Genomic DNA, 21731 nt, shown 5'->3' on the forward strand with positions numbered 1-21731 from the left:
CCGGGCCTCAGGTCCGGTAGGGGTTGTACGAGGGGTAGGCGGGGCCGGTCGGGGGGCCGTACGCGGTACCGGGCATCCTGTACGCCGTGTACGCCGTGTGGAACGGCCCGTACGCGGCGTACGGCAGCGGAAGCACCACCGGCGCCGTCACCCGGGCCGCGTACGCGAGGGCGGGACGCGCCACCTCGCGCCGCTCCCACAGGGCGTCGAGCAGCTCCCGCTCGCGCACGGCGAAGTCGGCACGGGCCCGGCCGCGGTGGGCCCGGTGCCGCAGCAGGGCGAGGGAGGTCGCGTACGTCTCGTAGGCGACGACGGCACGGCCCGCGGGCCTGCCCAGGTGGTACGCGGCGTAGTCACGGGCGAGGGTCCGCGCGCGCATCGAGCCGAGCGCGAACGGCTCGGCCGCGGTGAGCCAGCCCGCCACCACATAGGCGGGCAGCTCGGCCCGCACGACGGCGAGCTCGCGCCGCCGCAGCCAGACGGCGAGCCAGGTGAGCAGCCCGAACACCGGCAGCATGAAGGTCGCGTAGACGACGAAGAAGCCGTACTCGCCGAAGCTCGCCGAGCCGTTCCAGAAGGCGTGCGTGCCCATCGCGAGCAGCAGTCCCACGAGCGGCACGAGCACCCGGCGCGCCGTGTGCCGCTCGCCGCTGAGGGCCGCGATGCCGAAGCCGATGCCGGTGAGCACGGTGAACAGGGGGTGCGCGAACGGCGACATGACGACGCGGACGAAGAAGGTCGCCGCCGTCACCGAGGCGAGGCCGCTCTCGCCGCTGAGCTGGTCGGTGCCGAAGGCGTTGCCGAGATAGAGGATGTTCTCGGTGAAGGCGAAGCCGGTGGCGGTGACGCCCGCTATGACGAAGCCGTCGACGACACCGGTGAAGTCGGATCTGCGGAAGAGGAAGACGAGCAGCACGGCCGCCGCCTTCGCGGTCTCCTCGACGATCGGGGCTATGACGGTCGCGCCGAGCGTGTCGGCGCTGGTCGGGTCGGCGGTGGCGGTGGCTATCCACTGGGTCGCGAAACTGTTCGCGACGATCGCTATCAGGGCGGCCGCGCACGCCCCCCAGGCGAAGGCGAACACCAGGTTCCGCCAGGGGCCCGGCGCCACCCGGTCCAGCCACCGGAACGCGGCGACGAGCAGCGGCACCGGCAGCGTGGCGAGGCCGAGTCCGACCAGGAACCCCTCGGTGCCGGTCTGCCTGCGCACCAGGGCGAGGATCACCAGACCGGAGAGCGCGAGCAGGGTGACGAGGGCGCCCACCCGGATCGCTCTGAGCTGCCACCAGTGCGGATGCCGGTTCACCGACGTGCCCGATGACCCGGCGGGCCCGGCGGGCTGCGTCGGGTATGTCGGGTTCGCGGGACTGGTGGCCACGACTTTGACAGTAACGAGGGTTGCGGCGGACCGCGACGGTGCCTCGGGGACCCTGGGCCTCAGTCGCCTGCCGGGTCCAGGGGGTCCTGGGAGGCTGCGGGGGTCCCGGTGCCCGCTTCCGCGTGCTCCGTGAGGGTGACCGCACGGCGGAACAGCAGGTCGTGGACGACGTGGCCCTTCCTGAGGCCCTGGCCCTCGAAGCGGGTCAGCGGCCGGAAGTCGGGCCGGGGGGCGAACTCGCCGTCCGGCCGGGTGTTCTCGAAGTCCGGGTGCGCGCTCAGGACCTCCATCATGTGCTCGGCGTACGGCTCCCAGTCCGTGGCGCAGTGCAGCAGGCCGCCCGGCTTCAGGCGGGGGGCGAGCAGGGAGAGGAACTCCGGCTGGATCAGGCGGCGCTTGTTGTGCCGGGCCTTGGGCCAGGGGTCCGGGAAGTAGACGCGGACGCCGTCGAGGGACTCCGGGGCGAGCATGTCGCGCAGCAGGACGACGGCGTCGCCGTTGGCGACCCGGACGTTGGTCAGTCCGTTCCGCTCGGCGAGGTTGAGGAGGTTCCCCTGGCCCGGGGTGTGCACGTCCACGGCCAGGATGTCCGTGTCCGGGTCGGCGGCGGCCATCTGCGCGGTGGCTTCGCCCATGCCGAAGCCGATCTCCAGGACGACGGGGCGCGGTGCCCCCGGCCGCGGGGTCCCCGGCTGCTGGAAGAGGGCGGGCAGGTCCAGGACTTCCTTGCCGTCGATGTCCAGGCCCCACACCTGCCACAGACGGCGCAGGGCGTCGCCCTGGGCGGTCGTGACGCGGCTGCGGCGCGGCGTGAAGCTGCGGATCCGCCGCTCGAACTGCGACCCCGTGGGGTCGGGGGTGGGACCTTCGGGGAAGCGCGGGGTGCCCTTCGGGCGGGAGTTCTCAGACACAGTGCCTCGATTTTAGTCGGGGCGGGGCCTTGCCGGGGGCTCCCCAACCCCGCCCCTTCCCGAAACCAGGGGCGCTGCGCCCCATGGACCCCAGCCTTATCGGCGCTTCGCGCCTCGTCCTCAAACGCCGGACGGGCTGAGACTGTGCCGCAGCGGCGAGATTTTGAGCCCGTCCGGCGATTGAGGACGAGGCCGCAGGCCGATACGGGGTCTGGGGCGGAGCCCCAGTTTCGGGAAGGGGCGGGACTGGGGAGCGCCCCCGCAAGGCCTACAGCACGGCCAGGGCCCGGCGGGCCACCTCCCGGCCGATGGGGAGGGACGCCGTCGCGGCGGGCGAGGGCGCGTTCAGGACGTGTACGGCGCGCGCCGACTCCCGGAAGAGGAAGTCGTCGACGAGCGTCCCGTCCCGCAGGACGGCCTGTGCCCGCACCCCCGCCGCCGACGGCACGAGATCCTCGGCCCGCACAGCGGGCAGCAGCCGCCGCACGGCATCGGCGAAGGCCCCCTTGGAGAGGGAGCGCCGCAGCTCCCCGGCCCCGTACCGCCAGTGCCGCCGGGCGATCTGCCAGGACCCGGGCCACCGAAGCGTCCCGGCGAGCTCGCGGGGCCGCACCACGGACCAGTCGTACCCCTCGCGGGCCAGCGCGGGCACCGCGTTCGGCCCCACGTGCACCCCGCCGTCGATGCCCCGGGTGAGATGGACGCCGAGGAAGGGGAAGGCGGGGTCGGGGACGGGATAGACCAGGCCGCGGACGAGACCGGGCCGGGCGAGGGTGAAGTACTCCCCCCGGAAGGGGACGATCCGCATGCCGGGGTCGTCGCCCGTCATCCGGGCGACGCTGTCGCAGTGCAGCCCGGCGCAGTTCACGAGGACCCGCCCGCGGACGACGTCGCCCGCGGCGGTGCGCACGGCGACCCCGAGGTCCGCGCGGCGGTCGATGCGCACGGCCGCCGCGCCGTACCGCACCTCGACGCCGGAGGCCTGGGCCAGCTGGGCCGCGACGGCCCCGTAGTCGCAGATGCCGGTGGTGCCCACATGGATGGCGGCGAGGCCGCGCACGCACGGTTCGTACGCGGCGATCTGGGCGGGGCCCAGCTCGCGGACCGGGATGCCGTTCTCCCGGCCGCGCTGGACCAGGGCGTGCAGGCGGGGCAGCTCGGCGCGGTCGGTGGCGACGATCAGCTTGCCGGTGACCTCGTGCGCGATGCCGTACTCCGCGCAGAACTTGATCATCTCGGCGGCGCCGCGCACGGCGTACTGGGCCTTCAGGGAGCCGGGGCGGTAGTAGATCCCGCTGTGGATGACGCCGCTGTTGCGCCCCGTCTGGTGCCGTGCCGGGCCCGGCTCCTTCTCCAGGACCGTGACACGGGTGCCGGGGCGGGCCCGGGTGAGGGCGTACGCCGTCGCGAGCCCGACGATCCCGCCGCCGACCACGAGCACGTCACAGTCGTACCTCACGGCTGCACCCCGACCCATCACCCTTGCACCTCCCGCCCCCGATACTGCCCTGCACCACTGACAACGTCCGCAAACCTGCCGGGAGAGGGCCGGCACTGAGGCGTGCGGCACACACGCGGCGGACCGTCGGCCCCGGAGCTACGCGGGGGCGACAAGGAGCGGCCGTGCACGCTCGCGCAGCTCCGCCACCCGCGGCTCGTGCCCGTAGGGTTCGAGGCGGTGCAGCAGGTCCTTCACGTACTCCGTGGTGCGCGCGGACGAGATGCGTCCGGCGACCTCCACGGCGCGCACGCCCTGCTCGCACGCCGCGTCGAGGTTCCCCGACTCCAGCTCGGCCACCGCGGACACCACCAGCCGTAAGCCGTGCGAGCGCACGAACTCCTCGGTCGGCCGGGACAAGGCCTGCTCGGTGAAGCGCCGCACCTGCCGCGGCGCCTTCAGGTCGCGGTAGCACTCGGCGGCGTCCGCGGCGAAGCGGTCGTAGCCGTAGAAGCCGAGCCACGAGGGGTCGTTGTCGCCGTCCCTGGCGCGCTCCAGCCAGCCCTCGGCGGCCCGCAGGGCGGCGCCGGCTGCGGGCGCGTCGTTGGCGCGCGCGTGCGCGCGTGCCTCGACCAGACGGAAGAAGCTCATGGTCCGCGCGGTGGCGAGGCCGCGGTTGCGTTCGAGCGCGGCCTGCGCCAGGTCCACGCCCTCGTCGCCGAAGCCGCGGTAGGTGGCCTGGAGCGACATGGACGCGAGGACGTACCCCCCGAGGGGCACGTCGGCGGCCGCGCGGGCGAGCCGCAGGGCCTGGATGTAGTACCGCTGGGCGGCTTCCTGCTGGCCGGTGTCGAAGGCCATCCACCCGGCGAGCCGGGTCAGCTCCGCGCTGGCCCCGAAGAGGGCGCGGCCGACCTCGTCGGAGTACGAGCCGAGGAGCAGCGGCGCCGCCTCCACCCGCAGGCACTCGGGGACCATCGAGGAACGCCAGTCGCCACCGCCGTACTTGGAGTCCCAGCGGCGGGCGTCCTCGGCCGCCTCCCGCAGTTTGAGCACGTCGCTGTGGCCGACCTTCATCGGCGGTCCGCCGTCGTCCTGGTGGGCCGTGTCGCGGGGCCCGTCCTGGGAGGCGTCGCGCGCGACGGAGCTGTCGGCCGGGGTTATGAGCCAGCGGGACGCGGGCGTGGCGTACGCGCTGACCGCGAAGGATCCGGCGAGCGACTGCCAGATGCCGCCGCCGGTGCGGCGCCCCGCCAGGTCCAGGCGGTACAGCTCGGTGGCCGACTTCACCGCGGCGCCGACGTCGCGCGGGAAGGCGAGGCCCACTTCGGGCGCCGGGTCCGCGTCGGCGAGGCCGATCTCGTGCAGCGGCACGGGGCGGCCGAGTTTCTGTCCGATGGCGGCGGCGATGAGATGCGGGGCGGCGCCCTGCGGCACCATGCCCTTGGACACCCACCGCGCCACCGACGTCTTGTCGTAACGAAGCGTCAACCCGCGCTGTGCGCCGAGGTCGTTGACCCGGCGTGCGAGTCCCGCGTTGCTGATTCCCGCGAGGGCGAGAACGGTGCCGAGCTTTTCGTTCGGCCCGCGTTGCTCCCTGGACATGCGCCACCCCTCGACACAGACGGCTGCCGGGCAGTGGCTGGACCGCGCGGCATTCGTGCTGTGTTCTCCCGGGGACAGCGACTGGGTGCCCGGTCCGTCGGCGTGTCGCGCGCCACGGCCCGTTCCCCGGCCGCAAGAGCACTTGGCCGAGCCCCCAGGAATATGCCTCCGCGAAAACAGCAGCACACCCAGCGTAGTTCGACGGATCCCAAGCGTTAAGAGGCGCAGTTCCGTATGGCGAGATTGTTGTCCGTACGGGAGTACGGCGGTTCCACGGCGTGCTCCGGCCGTGTGGCCGTGCGCCCGTGTGTGCGCTCTTCTCCGGCCACGAGGGGAGCGTTTCCATGGTGAGGCGTGGGTCGGCCCGTTGCGCTGGAGTCAGCGGGCTGGGGGACACCGCCGCCTCCATCCCCGCGGGCGGCGGACCGGTCCGGGAGGCGTATGCCGCCTCCCGGGCTGTGCGTGGGTGGTACGGCGCGGTGGGGCGTGTTCGGCCATGGCTGATTTGGCCGAAAAACGCCCCCTCGAAAGTGCGCTTCAGCCGTCCCACGTCCCCTTGTTGATGCCGTTGCCGCATCAACAATGGATCACCCGGGGCGCGTTCGCGCCGGTGCGAGCGCCCTTCGGGCTCCTCCCGTGCCCCTCTTGTGCGCCTCCTTCGTGGCAGCATGGGACCCCGGTCCCTCGGTTCCCGGGCGCACTGGTGCCGTTCACGGTCCCCGCACCCGGTTTCCGTACTCGGGCGGACCAGGTGCGGGCCAGTTCCTGCGCGTACCGGCCGTCCACAGCCTGTGGAGGCGGCGATGCGGTGGTTGGTGGGGTGGAGCAGTACCACCACGAGGCCTTCAGCCGCCCTGGGCACGGCGGGCGCCACGGGTGACGACGGCGAGACGCTGCACCCCGTGGGCTCCCAGCTCCTTTGGGGCGACCCCGACCCCCTGTGGGCGGTCGGCGACTGGCGCCCCGACGAGGTCCGCACGGTGAAGGCCGACGACCGCACCCGCATCGCCGTCCTCGGCACCTGCGGCGCCAGCGACGAGGAACTGCGCGTCAGCCTGTTCGCCGCCCGCGGCGGCGCCCTGCGGCACCTCACGGCCTGGCCCGGCAGCTACACGGCCGTCGTCCAGGTCGGCCGCCGCGTGATGATCGCCGGTGACCTGGCGGGGGCGCGGCCGGTGTTCTACACCCCCTGGGCGGAGGGCACCGCGTACGCGACGGCCGCGCTGCCCCTCGCCGACCTCATCGAGGCCCACCTCGACATCGGGCACCTCGCGGCGCTCCTCGCGGCCCCCGACGTCCCCGAGGCGCTGCACGACTCGACGCCCTACCAGGACGTGCGCCGGGTACCGCCGGGGCACGCGCTCGTCCTCCGCGCGGGTGCACGGGAGATCGCCGGGTACGAACCCGTCGCCTCGCTCGCCGTCGCCGCGCCCGCCGCCGACGAGGCGGACGCCCTCGGCGGCGTCAGGGACGCCCTCGTCGACGCGGTACGCGCGCGCCTGCGCGCGCCACGCCACGTCCCCGGCACGGACATCGACCCCGGACCCGTACCCGGCATGGGGCCCGCCGAGCGGCGGGCCGCCCGCGGCATGCCGGTGCCCGGCATCGGGGCCGACCTCTCCGGAGGGCCCGCGTCGGGAACCCTCGCCCTCCTTGCCGCCGGTCTGCCGGGGATGCCCGGTACGGTCCTCGGGCACGGCACGGGCGCCGGGGAGCGGCTGCTCGCCGTCACCTTCAACGACCTGGTGTCGGGCGGCCGCGAGGCCGAACTGGAGCGGGCGGGCGCCATCGCCGCCAACCCGCGGCTGCACCACGTCGTCGTCGCCGCGGGCGAGGAGGCGCTCCCGTACGCCGACCTCGACGGGCCCCTGACCGACGAGCCCAGCGGCGTCATCGTCACCGCCCAGAGACACCGCCTGCGGCTCGCCGCGGGCAGCGCCGACCACTTCACGGGCCACGGCGCCCGGCAGGTCCTCGACGCCCACCCGGCCCGCCTCGCCGACCTCCTGATGGACCGCAAGCGTCGGTATCTGGTGCGGCCCGTGACCGCGCTCGCCAAGGCCGAGGGGTCCGTCATGGTGCCCGCGCGCGTGTACGGCGCCGCGCGCAAGCTCGCCAGGACCACGCACCGCGCGGGCGTCAAGGCCCTCGCCGAACGGCTCCTGCACCGCTCCTTCGACGAGCCCGGCGGGGCCGTCGGCGCCTCGCTCGCCGCGCTCGCGTGGGCCAGACCCGGGCCCGCCGCGCGCTGGCTCACCGGTGAGGCCCTCGCAGAAGTATCGGTTCGTCTCCAGGAGACGGCGATGCGGCCGGGGCCGGGACCCGGGCAGCGGCCCGGAGAGTTCCGAGCGCGGGCTGCGCTCTTCCGGCACGCGGCGGACCTGCGCGTCCTGGAGCAGGCCGCCGAGGTCCGCTTCCAGCGGCTGCACGCGCCGTTCCTCGACAACCAGGTGGTACGCGCGTGCCGGGCGCTCCCCGAGTCCCTGCGGGTGCAGCCCGGTGCCCGTGCCGCCATCCTCCGTACGGTCCTCGAAGGCGCCGGCGTCACCGAGCTCCCGCCCGGCTGGGGTGCCCCCTCGCACGCCTCCGCGGCCGCCGCCGCCCGTACGGGGCTGCGCGTCGCCGCGGACGGCCTCGTCGGCCTCTTCGACACTCCGCTGCTCGCCCAGGCGGGCCTGGTCGAGGCCCGCGTCGTCCGCAAGGCGCTGCGGGCCGCCGCGGAGGGCGAGGCCCTTCCCCTGGACGGCCTCGCCGACCTCGTCGCCGTGGAGATATGGCTGCGGCGGCTCCTCGCCCGCCGGGGGACCTGCTGGACGGGTACGCCCGCCCGGCAGCGGGCTGTGCCCACGGGGTCGGTGGTGCCGCAGCGTGGTGCGCTCGGCGCCGGCCGCTGAGGCTGCGCGGTTCTGGCCCGCCGCTGCGCGGCGGATGCCCTCCCACCCGCTCGTTCACCGGTGCGTCGGTGTCCGTCCCATAGCTGCTGACGACTGTCCCGGCGCTGCGCGCCGGATCCTCTCCCACCCGCCCGCCCGTTTACCGGCGCATTCGGCTCGCCGTCGGCAGGGGCTGTCCTGCCCGGCCCGCACGTGCGCGTACGCCGTGCGCACCGGTGTCGCCTGAGGCGCGTCGGCGTCCGTCCCGTGGCCGCCCCCCTTCTGTGGGCAACTGGTCCGCCAGGGGCGGAACGGGTGGGCACAGCCCACACCTGCGGTGGCCGTGATGTGGGGGGAGGGGTGTGATCCGTACCAGGACCCGCGGCCCAGGACAGAATGGCTTTGTGCGGTACCGGATCCTGGGCGCCACGGAGGCGTACGACGACGAAGGGGCACCCCTGCCCGTGGGAGGCCCCCGCCTGCGGTCGCTCCTCGCGGCGCTGGCCCTCCACCCCAGCCGCACCGTCCCGGTGGACACCCTCATCGACGACGTCTGGGCGGACAGCCCACCCACCGACGCCCCCGCCGCCCTCCAGGCCCTGGTGGGCCGCCTCCGCCGAGCCCTCGGCAGGCACACCATCGCCTCCGGCCCCGGCGGCTACCGCCTCACCGCCGCCCCCGACGAAGTCGACCTGCACCGCTTCGAACACCGCACCCGCGAGGGCATCGCCGCCCTGGACCGCGACGACCCGGCGACAGCCGCCCGCGTCCTGCGCGAGGCCCTCGCCCTGTGGCACGGCCCCGCCCTCGCCGACCTGCCCGACCGCACGGCGGCCACCCGCCCGGAGGCCCGGCGCCAGGAAGCCGTCCGCGCGCGGATCACCGCGGACCTGCTGCTCGGCCACGGCACCGACGTACTGCCCGAGCTGAGGGAACTCGTCGCCGACCACCCGTACGACGAGTCCCTGCACGCCCAGCTCATCCGCGCCCTGCGCGACGCGGGCCGGGGGGCCGACGCGCTCGCCGCGTACGAGGACGCCCGCCGCACCCTCGCCGAAGGCCTCGGCACCGACCCGGGCCAGGACCTGCGAACCCTGCACGCCGAACTCCTGGCGGCGCCGAAGGCCGCGGTGGCACCGACGGCCGAGGCGGGGACGGCACCCGCGGTGGGGGCAACACCCGCGGCCGGCCCGAGTTCCGAGGCCGGCCCGAGTCCCGCAGTCGGCCCGAGTCCCGCGACGGATACGGCACCCACCGCCCCCCAACCTCCCACCGACCGCAAAGGCAACCTCCGCCCCCGCCTGAACTCCTTCGTCGGGCGGGAACCCGAACTCGCCGCCATCCGTTCGGACATGTGCGGAGCCCGCCTCGTCACGCTCACCGGACCGGGCGGTTCCGGCAAGACCCGTCTCGCCGAGGAAGCCGCCGCCGGGCATCCGAGCGCGTGGCTGGCCGAGCTCGCCCCGCTCGACCGGCCGGAGGCGGTCCCCGGCGCCGTCGTCAGCGCGCTCGGCCTGCGCGAGATCGTGCTGCGGACCAGTGAGCTGACCGCCCCGCAGGGCGACCCGGTGGCCCAGCTCGTCGAGTACTGCGCGCAGCGCAGCCTGCTCCTGATCCTTGACAACTGCGAGCATGTGATCGATGCCGCCGCCGAGTTGGCGGAGACCCTCCTCACCCGCTGCCCGGGGCTCACGGTCCTCGCGACGAGCCGCGAACCCCTGGGCGTCCCCGGCGAGCGCGTACGCCCCGTCGAGCCGCTCCCGCCGGACCCGGCGCACCGTCTGTTCGCCGAGCGGGCGGCAGCCGTGCGCCCCGGCTTCGACCCGGCGGGCGAGGCCGAGGCCGTCGCCGAGATCTGCCGCCGTCTCGACGGCCTGCCCCTGGCCATCGAGCTGGCCGCCGCCCGGCTGCGGCTGCTCACGCCCCGGCAGATCGCCGACCGCCTCGACGACCGCTTCCGCCTCCTCACCAGCGGCGCCCGCACGGTCCTGCCGCGCCAGCAGACCCTGCGGGCCGTCGTCGACTGGTCCTGGGACCTGCTCGACGACGCCGAGCGCACGGTGCTGCGCGAGGTGTCCGTCTTCGCGGGCGGCTGGGACCTGGAGGCCGCCGAGGCCGTCTGCTCGGGCCCCGCGACGGACCTCCTCGGCGCCCTCGTCGACAAGTCCCTGATCATCGCCACGCCGTACGACGCGGAGGGCGATCCCGCGCGTCCGGACAGCCTTGTGCGTGCGGAGGGCGATCCCGGGCGTTCGGACGATCCCGGGCGTTCGGATGGCCCGGGGCGTTCCGGCGATCCCGTGCGTCCGGACAGCCTTGTGCGTGCGGAGGGCGATCCCGGGCGTTCGGACGATCCCGCGCGTTCGGATGGCCTGGGGCGTTCCGGCGATCCCGTGCGTCCGGACAGCCTTGTGCGTCCGGACGGCGTCGTGCGCTCGGACAGTCCCGCACGTCCGGACAGCCCCATGCGCTCGGACAGCCCCGTGCCTCCGGACGACGCGGACACCCCCGGCCACGGAACTCCCCGGCTGCCCCCGCCCGGCATGCGCTACCGCCTCCTGGAGACCATCCACGAGTACGCGGCGGAGCGCGCGGCCGAGGCGCCCGCTCTGCGCGCCGCGGCCGAGCGGCGTCACGCCGCGTACTTCCTCGCGTTGGCCGAGACCGCCGAGCCGCTGCTGCGCTCCGCCGAGCAACTGCCCTGGATCCACCGCCTGGAGACGGAGCTCGACAATCTGCGCGCGGTGCTTCAGCGCGCCATCGAGGCCCGCGACGAGGACCTCGCCGTCGCGCTCGCCCTGGCCCTGGGCTGGTTCTGGTGGCTGCGCAACTACCGCGTCGAGGGATCGGAGTGGGCCGAGCGCGTACTCGCGCTGACGGTGCCCCCGCCAGCCGCGAGCACGACCGGGACCGGGAGCACAACCGGGGCCGGCACCGGGACCGGGAGCGGCGGAGGCCGCGCGGACCTGCCGACCGGCTCACCTTTCGGCACGGGCGCCGCAGGCCTCGACGCGGACCTGGAGGCCCACCGCGCGGACCCGGACACCCCGCGGTTCTGGCCGCGTATGAGCCTGCGGCTGCTGCATGTGTTCCTGACGGTGGAGTCCAGGCCCACGGAGGTGGTGGGCAACAAGCCGGACGTGGCGTACATCCTGCGGGTACGGGACCTCTTCACCCGGCCGGTGCCCGCGAGCGGCAGGTTCCCGGGCCTCGTGTGGCCGTTCACGCTGTACTTCGTGGACGAGCCCACCGAGGTCCTCGGCTATCTGGACCTGGCGACGGCCAACTGCCGCCGGTTCGGCGGTGACTGGGAGGTCGCGATCACCCTGATGTTCCGGGTGCACACCGCCGTGGACCAGCAGGGCAACCTCCTGGAGGTCGACGAGGACCTCGCGGAGCTGCGCGAGCTGAGCCGGCGGGTCGGGGACCGGTGGCTGCGCGCGCAGGTGTGCGGCGCGGCGGGCGAGGCGGCGATGGCGCGCAGCCGGCACGAGGAGGCGCGGCTGGAGTACGAGGAGGCCCTGCGGCTCGCGCACGAGGTGGGCGCCTACGCCGAGGGCCCCTTCCTGATCGCCAGGCTCGCGGAGATCGCCTACCGCGCGGGCGACCGCGACCTCGCCGAGAAGGGCCTGGAGGCGGCTGCCGAAGCGGCCGACCGGTACGGAGTGACGGACTCCCGCGCCTTCGTCTGCCTGATGAGCGCCGACATGGCGCTGCGCGACGGCGACGTGGAGCGGGCCAGGACCCTGTGCGACGCGGCCGGTGCGGAGGCCGCGCGCGGAACCCCGCCGCCGCACTTCGCCGCCGGTCTCGGCGCGGTGCGGGCCCGGATCACGGCCGCCGAGTCCGGGCCTGCGGCGGGGCTCGCCCTCCTCGTCGACGTCCTGCCGCAGGCGCTGCGCACCCGCTGCTCGGAGGCGGTCGTCGCCACCCTGGTGGACGTGGCGGCTGTGCTCACGTCCCGCTCCGGCGACCACGCGCGCGCCGCCCGGCTCCTGGCGTTCGCCACCCGCTGGCGCGGCGACCTCGCCCGCCCCATGCCGGAGCGGTCCGACGTCGAACACCTGGTACGGGAGATCACCACGGCTCTCGGCGAGGCCGCGTACGAACGGGAGACGGCCGCGGGCCGCGCGCTGACCATGGACCAGGCCCAGGAGGAACTGGCCGCGGCGGCTACCGGCAGCTGAGCCGGGACCGGGCCCAGTCCGCCAGGGTCACCGTGTCGAACCCGGTGTGGGGTTCGACGACCAGGCGGATCGTCTTGCGCCCGCTCAGGCCGACCCGTACGGGCACCGCCGGATCGCCGCCCTCGACCAGCGGGGAGCGCCACAGCCGCACCCCGTCGGCGTACACGGAGAAGCGCACCCTGCCGAGCCCCATCGTCATGTCGTCGACGCCCACGAGCGCGTCGTAGGACGAGCAGGCGCGGTTGAGGTCGATGGTGACCGAGGACCTGCCGTGCACGGTGACGCCGTGGCCGTAGTGCTTGTCACCGATGTCCATGCCGTCGCGCTGCCACACCCAGCTGCTCTGGCCGAGCCGCATCTCGGGTTTGGTGCCGTCGCCGAGGAGCCCGTACGTGAGCTGGTTCCAGTGGTAGACGACGGGCGCGGGCGGCGGCGGGGGTGGGGGCTTCGGCCGGGGCTTCGACGGGGTGGGCGTCGGCTTCGGCGGGGGCGGCGGCTCGGGCGCGGGCTTCTGCGGCGGCGGCTTCGGCCGCGGAGTCGGGGCCGTGGTCGGGGTCGGCTTCGGGGCCGGTTTCCGGGTCGGCTCAGGGGTGGGTTCCGGTTTCGGCGGCCGGGTGGGCTCGGGCGCGGGCCTGGGCTTCGCCGCCGGGACCGGGGGCTTCGGTGCCGGTTCCGGCTCGGCCCTGGGGGGCGGCGGCTGCGGATTGCCGGGGAGGCGGGGTTCGACGGCGGGGGGTTTCGCCGCCGGTTTCTCCTCGGGCTTCGGGTCACCTGCGAGCGCGAGCGCCACGGCGACCGCGGCCGCGACAACCACTCCCGCGGCGATGGCGGCCTTGGCGGGCGCGCCGAGCCCCTCGGACGCGGCCCCGCCCCCGGCCCCCGCCCCTGCCGAGCCACCGCCCACCGCGGACCCGGCGGCCCCCGCCGCGCCCGCGCCCGCGGCGCCACCGCCGACGAGCGCGGCCACCTTCGCGTATCCGGCGGTGCCGAACCAGCCGATGACGGCGATCGGCACGACCGCGGGGATGCCGCTGGCGACTTCCTTGATCTGGCCCGCGGCCAGTCGGCAGGCGGCGCACTCCTCCAGATGCTTGCGCAGACCCCGCTCGGCCCGGGTGCGCAGGCCGCCGCGAGCGTAGGCGCCGAGGCGGTCGGCGTAGCGGGCGCACTCCTCGTTCTCGGTGCGGGTGGTGCTCACGTGGGCCTGGAGGTAGGCCTGCTTGAGGCCCTCGCGGGCGCGGCTCGCGAGTACCCGGGTGCCGTTGGCGTCGAGGCCGAAGAGTGTGGCGACCTCGCTCGGCGACTCGTCCTCGACCTCCGTGTGCCACAGCACGGCCTGCCAGCGCTCGGGCAGGCTGCGGAAGGCCTGCATGGCGAGGGACTGCTCCGCCTCGTGCATGGCGCGCACGTCGGCGCCGAGCTCCAGGGTGTCGTCGTCGAGGACGTCGGAGTCGCGGGCGGCCTGCGCGGCGAACACCGCGAAGTCGTCGACCAGTTGCTCTCGCTTCGCCGACTTCGTCCAGCCGGCCGCGACGCGCCGCACCGTGGTCAGCAGATAGGCGCGCACCGCGTGCTCGGGCCCGGAACCGGACCGTACGGCCCCCAGCATGCGGGCGAAGACCTCGGCCATGAGGTCGTCGGCGGTGTGGGCGTCGCGGCAGCAGGTACGGGCGTAGCGGCGGACCGCTTCGGCGTGCCTGCGGTACAGCTCCTCGTACGCCGTGTCGTCGCCCGCCCGCATCCGCGCGATCAGGTCGGCGTCGGGCGGCGGGGCGTCACCGGAGCCGGACCGTGCCCCTGGAACGCCGGTTTCCGAAGTCCCCTGTGAAGCTCCCGGCGGCATCGGCATCGGCATCGGCATCGGCATCGGCGTTGGCACTGGCATCGACACCGGCATCGGAACCGGACCGTCGTCCTCGGGTCCGCGCTCGCGCTGACTGGGCACGCTGGAGCTGGAGCTGGAGCTGGAGCCGGAACTGGACCTCGGGCCCGCAGGGCCGGTACCGGAGCTCGCGGAGCCGGACCCCGCGGCGCCGCTGCTGCCGCCCGGACCGCCCTGGTTCGGCACCTGCCGGTGCGAGGACCCGTCCGGGTCACCCCCACCGGGGGTGGGCTCGTCCCGCCCGTCAACACTCATCGCGGAAAGCCTCCGCATGCACACTCGGACCCGAACACCGGGCAAGAGTGCCACAAGGCCGCGCTCCGCCGAACAGTGACGACGAGCAACCACCCGTCCGGGGCGAGTTCCCGCAATCGGGCGCTACTGTTCACCCATTCGGGGAATGCTCAGGGAATGCTCAACTCCCGTCATGTAAACGGGAGTTGAGCAGCCCAAAGGCAGGCCCGCGTTACGAGGGCCGGGACCGGAGCCCCTCGAGCAGGATGTCGAGCAGCCGCGACGAGGCCGCCGCCTGCTGCGCGGCGTCCGGCAACGAGGGTGCCGCCGTGGCGATCACGAGCAGCACGTCCGACACGGTCACGTCCGCGCGCAGCTCACCCGCGGCCCGCGCCCGCTCGACCAGGCGTCCCACGACGTCGAGCAGCGCCGAGGCGCCCGCGTCGTCGTGCTCCACCGCCGGTGCCGTGCGCTGTTCCACCAGGCGCAGCTCCGGCGACGACAGGGTGGACACCTGCCGCTGCTGCGGCACCCGGGCTCCGGGCACCTCCCCGCCGTCGGCCACGTCGTCGACTCCGACGCGCAGCACCTGCGGCGGCAGCAGCCTGCCCGCGCCCGAGGCCACGGACGTCCGCAGGAAGCGCGAGAGCGCCGACCACGGCTCGTCCTCCTGGCCCAGGGCCGCGCGGGCCTGTTCCGTCAGCCGGGAGGTCTCCTCCTCGGCTATCCGTCGCACCAGTACGTCCTTGCTGGGGAAGCGGCGGTAGACCGTGCCCACTCCCACGCGGGCGCGCCGTGCCACGTCCTCCATCGGCGCGCCGTACCCCAGCTCTCCGAATACCTCACGGGCCGCACGCAGCACGTGTTCGAGATTCCGCTGCGCGTCCACGCGCAGCGGTGTCGAACGCGGTCCGTCCGCATGCTCGCGGCCGTTTCCACCGTGGGCGACGGCGGCAGCCGACGCTGTGGCAGAAGTCCAGTGAGTGTCCTGAATGTGCATATACGTTCCCCCGGTAATGACGTCTCCCCCCGGAGACTCTCCCCGCCATACTTGACCGGTGTGTGGGGGCGAACTCCTACACGAGTCCGACAAACCGGACCCGACGAGCGCATCCCCCGACACCCCGACGTCACACGAACATAGTTGAGCCAGAGTCAATTCAGAAGAGGTGGGTTCCGCACACGGCGCCCCCCGATCGGAGTACGCACCGGCTCCCACCCGATCGCACCCCGCACAGCCACCCCGGCATCGCGCGCTGACCTGCGCACATTCTGCCCACCCCGAGGACACGGCGACGCGGTCGCGGCACGCACTTCCCGTCATACAAATTGTCGAGCCTGTGGACAAACACGAAGTGCGGGTGCGTCATGGGATGGTGACGGAACCTGTGCGCATTCTCGTTGTCGGTGGTGGCTACGTCGGGATGTACACCGCGCTGTGCCTCCAACGGAAACTGAAGCCGGAGCTCAAGCGCGGCGAGGTGGAGATCGTGGTGATCTCCCCCGATCCGTACATGACGTATCAGCCGTTCCTGCCCGAAGCCGCGGCGGGATCGATCTCCCCGCGCCACGTCGTGGTGCCGCTGCGCCGCGTCCTCGGCGCCTGCCGGGTGATCGTCGGCGAGGTGCAGTCGATCGACCACGCCAAGCGCACGGCGTCCTTCACGACCCTCGCCACCGCGGAGGAGGGCACGGGCGCCCTCGACATCGCGTACGACGAACTGGTCCTCGCCCCCGGTTCCGTCTCGCGCACCCTGCCCGTCCCCGGCCTCGCCGACCACGGCATCGGCTTCAAGACCGTCGAGGAGGCCATCGGGCTGCGCAACCACGTCATCGAGCAGATGGACATCGCCTCCTCCACCCGCGACCCCGCCGTCCGCGACGCCGCGCTGACCTTCGTCTTCGTGGGCGGCGGCTACGCGGGCGTGGAGGCGCTCGGCGAACTGGAGGACATGGCCCGCTACGCCTCGCGGTACTACCACAACGTCAAGGCCGAGGACATGAAGTGGATCCTCGTCGAGGCCTCCGGCCGGATCCTGCCCGAGGTCGGCGCGGAGATGGGCAAGTACACCGTCAGCCAGCTGCGCAAACGCAACATCGACGTACGCCTGGAGACCCGCCTCGACACCTGCGAGGACCGGGTCGCCGTGCTCAGCGACGGCGCCCGCTTCCCCACCCGCACGGTCGTGTGGACCGCCGGCGTCAAACCGCACCCCCTGCTCGCCGCCACCGATCTGCCCCTGAACGAACGCGGCCGCCTGAAGTGCACGGCCGAACTGGCGGTCGACGGGGCGCCCCACGCGTGGGGCGCCGGTGACGCGGCCGCCGTCCCCGACGTGACCGCGGGCGAACCCGGCAAGGAGTGCGCGCCCAACGCCCAGCACGCCGTCCGCCAGGCCAAGGTCCTCGGCGAGAACATCACCGCCTCCCTGCGGCAGCAGCCCCTCCAGGAGTACGCGCACAAGTACGTCGGCTCCGTGGCGTCCCTAGGCCTCCACAAGGGCGTGGCGCACGTCTACGGACGCAAGCTCAGGGGCTACCCCGCGTGGTTCATGCACCGCGTCTACCACCTGAGCCGGGTGCCGACCGTCAACCGCAAGTCCCGGGTCCTCGCCGAATGGGTCCTGTCCGGACTCTTCAAACGGGAGATCGTCTCCCTGGGGTCGCTCGAACACCCGCGCGCGGAGTTCGAACTCGCGGCCGGGGGCGAGCGGCCGAAGGAGTCGTGAACACTCCGTACAGGAACTCCGCAGGCGGGTCCGGCGTCTGACGAATGTCAGTCCTGTCGGCCAGACTGTGCGTGTGACCATGATGGGCGGGCACACCCGAGAGAACGAACCGCTCCACGCCCAGCAGTGCCATGCAGTGTCTTCCCGGGAGGCGGCGTCGACAGCAGCCGCGCCACCGGCCGGACCGCCGGCCGGCACACCCCCGCCCGATCCAGAAGCGACACCACGAGGCCTACCGCAGTGAACTTCACGCGCTGGAGCGCCCGGCTCCCCGGAACACAGCGCCGCGCCGCGGCGCGCACCGAGACCGGCGGATCCCCGGCACAGCGGGGCGAGAGCTCCGTCCCCGCGGCCCGCGCCGAGCACCTCGCGGACGCGCCCGCAGGCGTCGTCGACGAACTGCCGGCCCGGGAGGTGCTCGACAGCATCCCGGCCCTCGTCGCGCTCGTGCGCGGCCCCGACCACCGCGTCGCGTACACCAACGACGCGTACGCCGCCGCGTTCGGCGCGCGCCCCCTCGGCGCACCCGCGCGCGAGGCGCTGCCGGAGCTGGAGGCGGTCGGGCTGCTGCCGCTCCTCGACCAGGTCCTGCGCAGCGCGAGACCGCGCACGGTCAAGTCCCGCAAGGCCCCCGGCGGCCGTTCCTACACCTTCACGTGCACCCCGGTCGCCCTGCCGTTCGGCGCCGCCGCGGGCGACGGCTCGGGCGGAGTCCTCGTCTTCGCCGCCGACGTCACCGACCACGCCGAGGCCGCCGAACGCCTGCGCGCCAGCGAACGCAGCCAGCGCGAAACCGCCGTCACCCTGCAACGTTCACTCCTGCCCCAGGAGCTGGAACAGCCCGACGACCTCCGCATCGCCGCCACCTACCAGCCGGGCGGCACGGACGCCGCGGTCGGCGGCGACTGGTACGACGTGATCACCCTCGGCGGCGGCCGCACCGCCCTGGTCATCGGCGACGTCATGGGGCGCGGCGTCCGCGCGGCCGCCGTCATGGGCCAGCTCCGCACCGCCGTGCGTGCCTACGCCCGCCTGGACCTGCCGCCGCACGAGGTGCTCCAGCTGCTCGACGGCCTCGCCGCGGAGATCGACGCCAGCCAGATCGCCACCTGTGTGTACGCGGTGCACGACCCGAACGAGGGCAGCCTCACGTACGCGTCCGCGGGCCATCTGCCGATCCTCGTCCGCGCCGAGAACGGCACGATCCACCGCGCCGAGGAGCCCACGGGCCCGCCCCTCGGCACCGGCGGCTGGCTGCACGCCTCCGGGTCGGTGCCGCTCGGCCCCGGCTCCACGGCCGTGCTCTACACCGACGGCCTGGTCGAGCGCCGCAGCGAGGACATCGACGAGGGCGTGGCGGCCCTGGAGCGCGCCCTGGCCGGGGCCACGGGCACGCCCCAGGTGGTCTGCGACCGCCTCATCCGCGCCCTCGGCGTGACAGCGGACCACGACGACGACGTCGCGGTGCTCGTCCTCCAGCAGCCCTCCCGCACGGGCGTGCACGCGGAGCTGTTCCGCAACGCCGCCCTGGAGCTGCTCGGCGGCGTGGAGGCGGCCCCACGCGCGCGTGCCTTCGCCACCGGCGTCCTCGCCAGCTGGCGCTTCCCGCCCGACCTGCACGACCTCGGCGTGCTCGCGGCCAGCGAGCTGGTCGCCAATTCCCTCCAGCACGGCACCCCGCCGATGCGCCTGCGTCTGCGCCGCACGGACCGCCGGCTGATCATCGAGGTCACCGACGGCGACGACCACCTGCCGCGCCGCCGCCGCGCCGAGCCCGCCGACGAGGCGGGCCGTGGCATCGCCATCGTCGCCACGATCGCCTCGAGCTGGGGCGCGCGGCGCACGCCCGGCGGCGGCAAGGCGGTCTGGTGCGAGTTCGCGCTGCCACGCGCGTAGGCGACAGGCCCTAGGGGAGCGCGGTGACGGCTTCCGGGGCGTCCGGTGAGCCCTGCGCCACCACCCGGCTCCTCTGCTGGTGCTGGTACGGATGGTTCTGTACGGGGCTGAGGTGCCGGCCGAGGCGCAGCGCGAGCACGGTGATGCCGAGCGAGAAGAGCAGGAACGTCACCACGTACGGAGCGTGCAGCGTGGCACCCATCGGCCCGCCCACGGCCGGGCCGACCGCCAGGGCGAGCTGCTTGACCAGGGCGAAGGCCGAGTTGTACCGGCCGACCATCGACTCCGGCGCCAGATCGGCGACCAGCGGCGCGACGGTCGGCGCGAGCATCGTCTCGCCGATGCCGAAGAGCGCGTACGTGGAGATGAACGCGGCGGTGGCCATGGCCTGGCTGCCGTGGCCCATGCCCGCGTACCCGGCCGCGATCCACGCCACCGCCCAGATGAGTCCGACGGCGGCGATCACCTGCGAGCGCTTGCGGCGCTCGACGAAGCGCAGGACGGCGAACTGGGCGATCACGATGGCGCCGGTGTTGGCGGCCAGCGCGATGCCGAGCGTGGACGGGGAGATCCCCGCAGCCTCCACGCCGTACGCCGAGAGGCCCGACTCGAACTGGCCGTAGCAGGCGAAGAACAGTACGAACCCGAGGACGCACAGCTGCAGCATCACGGGGTTGCGGAATACGTCCCTGATGCTGCCGCCGGACTGCGGAGTGGCGTCCGCGATGCGCGGCGAGCGGGGGACGCGGGTCGTCAGCATGACGCCGATGAGGACCAGGAAGATGACGGTCTCGATGGCGAAGAGGAGCGTGAAGTCGCTCGGCCGCTCGTGCTTGACGAGCTGGCCGCCGATGAGGCCGCCCACGCCGAGGCCCAGGTTCTGCAGGAAGAACTGCATGGCGAAGGCGCGCGAGCGGGTGTCAGGGGTGGAGCACTCCACGATCATCGTGGCGAGCGCGGGCTGCATCACGGCCTGCCCGGCACCGAGCGCTCCCGCCGACGCGAGGACCAGCGGCGCGCTGCCGGCCAGGCCAAGGCTGAGCGCGCCCACGGCGGCGGTGAGCAGCGCGGCCACGAGGACGGGCAGCGGCCCGCGCCGGTCGATGGCCCGACCGGAGAAGGGCAGCACGATGAGGGCGGCCACGGCGAACGTGGCGAGTACGAGACCCGCCGTCACCGCGCCCAGGTCCCTTACCTGCGCCACGTAGACGTACAAGAAGGGGACGGTGAAGCCCAGACCGAACGCGCTCAGCGCGTTGCCCACGTGGATGCGGCGCATCGCGCCCGTCGCCATGGTCACCTTTCACCTGCCTTAGGAGTGAAGACTTCGAAGCTAAAGTTAGGACTTGAACAATATACATCGAAGGACTTCGACGGCAAGCGACCCCGTGCCATACTGCGACCATGGGCGATACCCCCGGCCCCTCGGAGCCGACACTCGAAGAGCAGATCGCCGCCTATCAGCGGGAGTTCCAGGACCTCGACCCGCAGGTCGAGAAGATCGTCTCGGCCCTCGGGCGGCTCAACCGCCGCATGAACGTCGCGTACGGCCGCCAGACCGCGACGCTCGACATCAGCAACGCGGAGTGGGAAGTCCTCAAGGCCCTGGTTCTGTCCGGCGCCCCCTACCGCATGGGCCCGGGGGAGCTGGCGAAGCGCCTCGGCCTCACCCCGGCCGCGATGACCCACCGCATCGACCGCATGGTCAGCGAGGGCCTGGTCACCCGGGAGCGCGACGAGAGCAACCGCGTCCGCGTCATCGTCGAGCTGACCGCGGAGGGCCGCGAGAAGTGGCTGGAGGCGATGCGCCTCGCCACGGTCTTCGAGGAGGACCTCCTCCAGGACCTCTCGGCGGAGGAGCGCGGCGTCCTCGGCGAGGTGCTGACCCGGCTCCTCCGCCGCGTGGAGGACGCGCAGCCGGACGCGGGCGGACGCCTCAGCGACCTCGACTGAACGGCGCCGGGCCCCGCGCCGGCGCCGCGTCGCAGCCTCCCTGACGCCGCTGACCGGCGAAGGTTGACAGTCACCTGGCCGATCCGTAAGGTTCTTCGGGTTGCCGCCGAGCCGTAACGGTTCTGCGACAGCACCTCCCGCCACTCAGGCGGCCACTCAAACCATCTGCACGATCTCCTTCTGGGACTGCTTTCGGCGTACCCGAATGCATTCCCCGGATCCTGTCGCGACCGGTAAACGGCCCGATTAGGAACTGCCGGAAGAGTCCGCTAAAGTTTGAGACGTCGGAACGGCCCAACAGCCGCAAGGACAACCCCGGTTGACTGGGAATCAGGCCCGAAAGGATCTGATAGAGTCGACACCGCCGAAAGGCCGAAAGGCCGGAAAGCACCGAGGAAATCGGATCGGAACGGGAAGCCGGAAAGATCTGATAGAGTCGGAAACGCAAGAACAAGAGAAACAAAAAGAAACACCGAAGGGAAGCGCCCGGAGGAAAGCCTGAGAGAGTCTCTCGGGTAAGTACAAAGGAAGCGTCCGTTCCTTGAGAACTCAACAGCGTGCCAAAAGTCAACGCCAGATATGTTGATACCCCGACTCACTCCGGTGAGTTGAGGTTCCTTTGAAAAAGTCCTGTACGGCCGATGG

The 21731-nt window shown here is 73.5% G+C and carries 12 protein-coding genes; 5 read left to right on the forward strand and 7 right to left on the reverse strand.

Annotated features, from left to right (window positions below; all coding sequences use genetic code 11):
* Positions 1 to 7: 7 nt before the first annotated feature.
* The 4 genes from GPA10_RS39695 to GPA10_RS39710 all read right to left on the reverse strand — a co-directional run bounded on the left by GPA10_RS39695 (position 8) and on the right by GPA10_RS39710 (position 5332).
* The gene (locus GPA10_RS39695; protein ID WP_343041837.1) at positions 8 to 1378 is read right to left on the reverse strand and encodes a PrsW family intramembrane metalloprotease; all 1371 of its coding nucleotides are present in this window, start codon (positions 1376 to 1378) and stop codon (positions 8 to 10) included.
* Between the two features lie 59 nt (positions 1379 to 1437).
* Positions 1438 to 2289, reverse strand: a complete 852-nt coding sequence (gene trmB / locus GPA10_RS39700) for a tRNA (guanosine(46)-N7)-methyltransferase TrmB (protein WP_343041838.1) — start codon at positions 2287 to 2289, stop codon at positions 1438 to 1440.
* Between the two features lie 268 nt (positions 2290 to 2557).
* Entirely contained in the window at positions 2558 to 3766 is a 1209-nt protein-coding gene (gene lhgO / locus GPA10_RS39705; protein WP_058849870.1) for an L-2-hydroxyglutarate oxidase, read from the reverse strand.
* Between the two features lie 120 nt (positions 3767 to 3886).
* The gene (locus GPA10_RS39710) at positions 3887 to 5332 is read right to left on the reverse strand and encodes an NsdA family TPR-like regulatory protein (RefSeq protein WP_058849869.1); all 1446 of its coding nucleotides are present in this window, start codon (positions 5330 to 5332) and stop codon (positions 3887 to 3889) included.
* An 803-nt stretch (positions 5333 to 6135) separates the two neighbouring features.
* Here GPA10_RS39710 and GPA10_RS39715 point away from each other — a divergent pair.
* Entirely contained in the window at positions 6136 to 8226 is a 2091-nt protein-coding gene (locus GPA10_RS39715; RefSeq protein ID WP_058849868.1) for an asparagine synthase-related protein, read from the forward strand.
* Positions 8227 to 8609: 383 nt separating this feature from the next.
* Positions 8610 to 12392, forward strand: a complete 3783-nt coding sequence (locus tag GPA10_RS39720; RefSeq protein WP_343041839.1) for an AfsR/SARP family transcriptional regulator — start codon at positions 8610 to 8612, stop codon at positions 12390 to 12392.
* Here the strand turns inward: GPA10_RS39720 and GPA10_RS39725 are convergent.
* Together GPA10_RS39725 and GPA10_RS39730 are read right to left on the reverse strand one after the other, a co-directional pair.
* Positions 12379 to 14529 (reverse strand): sigma-70 family RNA polymerase sigma factor, encoded by a 2151-nt coding sequence (locus GPA10_RS39725; protein ID WP_157169650.1) that lies wholly within the window; start codon positions 14527 to 14529, stop codon positions 12379 to 12381. The two genes, GPA10_RS39720 and GPA10_RS39725, sit on opposite strands and share 14 nt — an antisense overlap.
* A 211-nt stretch (positions 14530 to 14740) precedes the next feature.
* The gene (locus tag GPA10_RS39730; RefSeq protein ID WP_058849866.1) at positions 14741 to 15508 is read right to left on the reverse strand and encodes a TetR/AcrR family transcriptional regulator; all 768 of its coding nucleotides are present in this window, start codon (positions 15506 to 15508) and stop codon (positions 14741 to 14743) included.
* 373 nt (positions 15509 to 15881) lie between these two features.
* Between GPA10_RS39730 and GPA10_RS39735 the strand changes: the two genes are divergently transcribed.
* Positions 15882 to 17237, forward strand: coding sequence for an NAD(P)/FAD-dependent oxidoreductase (locus GPA10_RS39735; RefSeq protein ID WP_157169651.1), 1356 nt, complete (start codon positions 15882 to 15884; stop codon positions 17235 to 17237).
* A 240-nt stretch (positions 17238 to 17477) separates the two neighbouring features.
* A complete protein-coding gene (locus GPA10_RS39740; protein WP_343041840.1) occupies positions 17478 to 19133 on the forward strand; it encodes an ATP-binding SpoIIE family protein phosphatase in 1656 nt (551 codons plus the stop codon).
* Positions 19134 to 19143: 10 nt separating this feature from the next.
* Here the strand turns inward: GPA10_RS39740 and GPA10_RS39745 are convergent, their stop codons facing one another.
* Positions 19144 to 20427 (reverse strand): MDR family MFS transporter, encoded by a 1284-nt coding sequence (locus tag GPA10_RS39745; protein ID WP_058849863.1) that lies wholly within the window; start codon positions 20425 to 20427, stop codon positions 19144 to 19146.
* A 110-nt stretch (positions 20428 to 20537) separates the two neighbouring features.
* Between GPA10_RS39745 and GPA10_RS39750 the strand changes: the two genes are divergently transcribed.
* The gene (locus GPA10_RS39750) at positions 20538 to 21086 is read left to right on the forward strand and encodes a MarR family winged helix-turn-helix transcriptional regulator (protein WP_058849862.1); all 549 of its coding nucleotides are present in this window, start codon (positions 20538 to 20540) and stop codon (positions 21084 to 21086) included.
* The last annotated feature ends 645 nt before the right edge of the window (positions 21087 to 21731 follow it).

The organism is Streptomyces typhae (genome assembly GCF_009755605.1).
GTDB classification, from domain to species: Bacteria; Actinomycetota; Actinomycetes; order Streptomycetales; family Streptomycetaceae; genus Streptomyces; species Streptomyces typhae.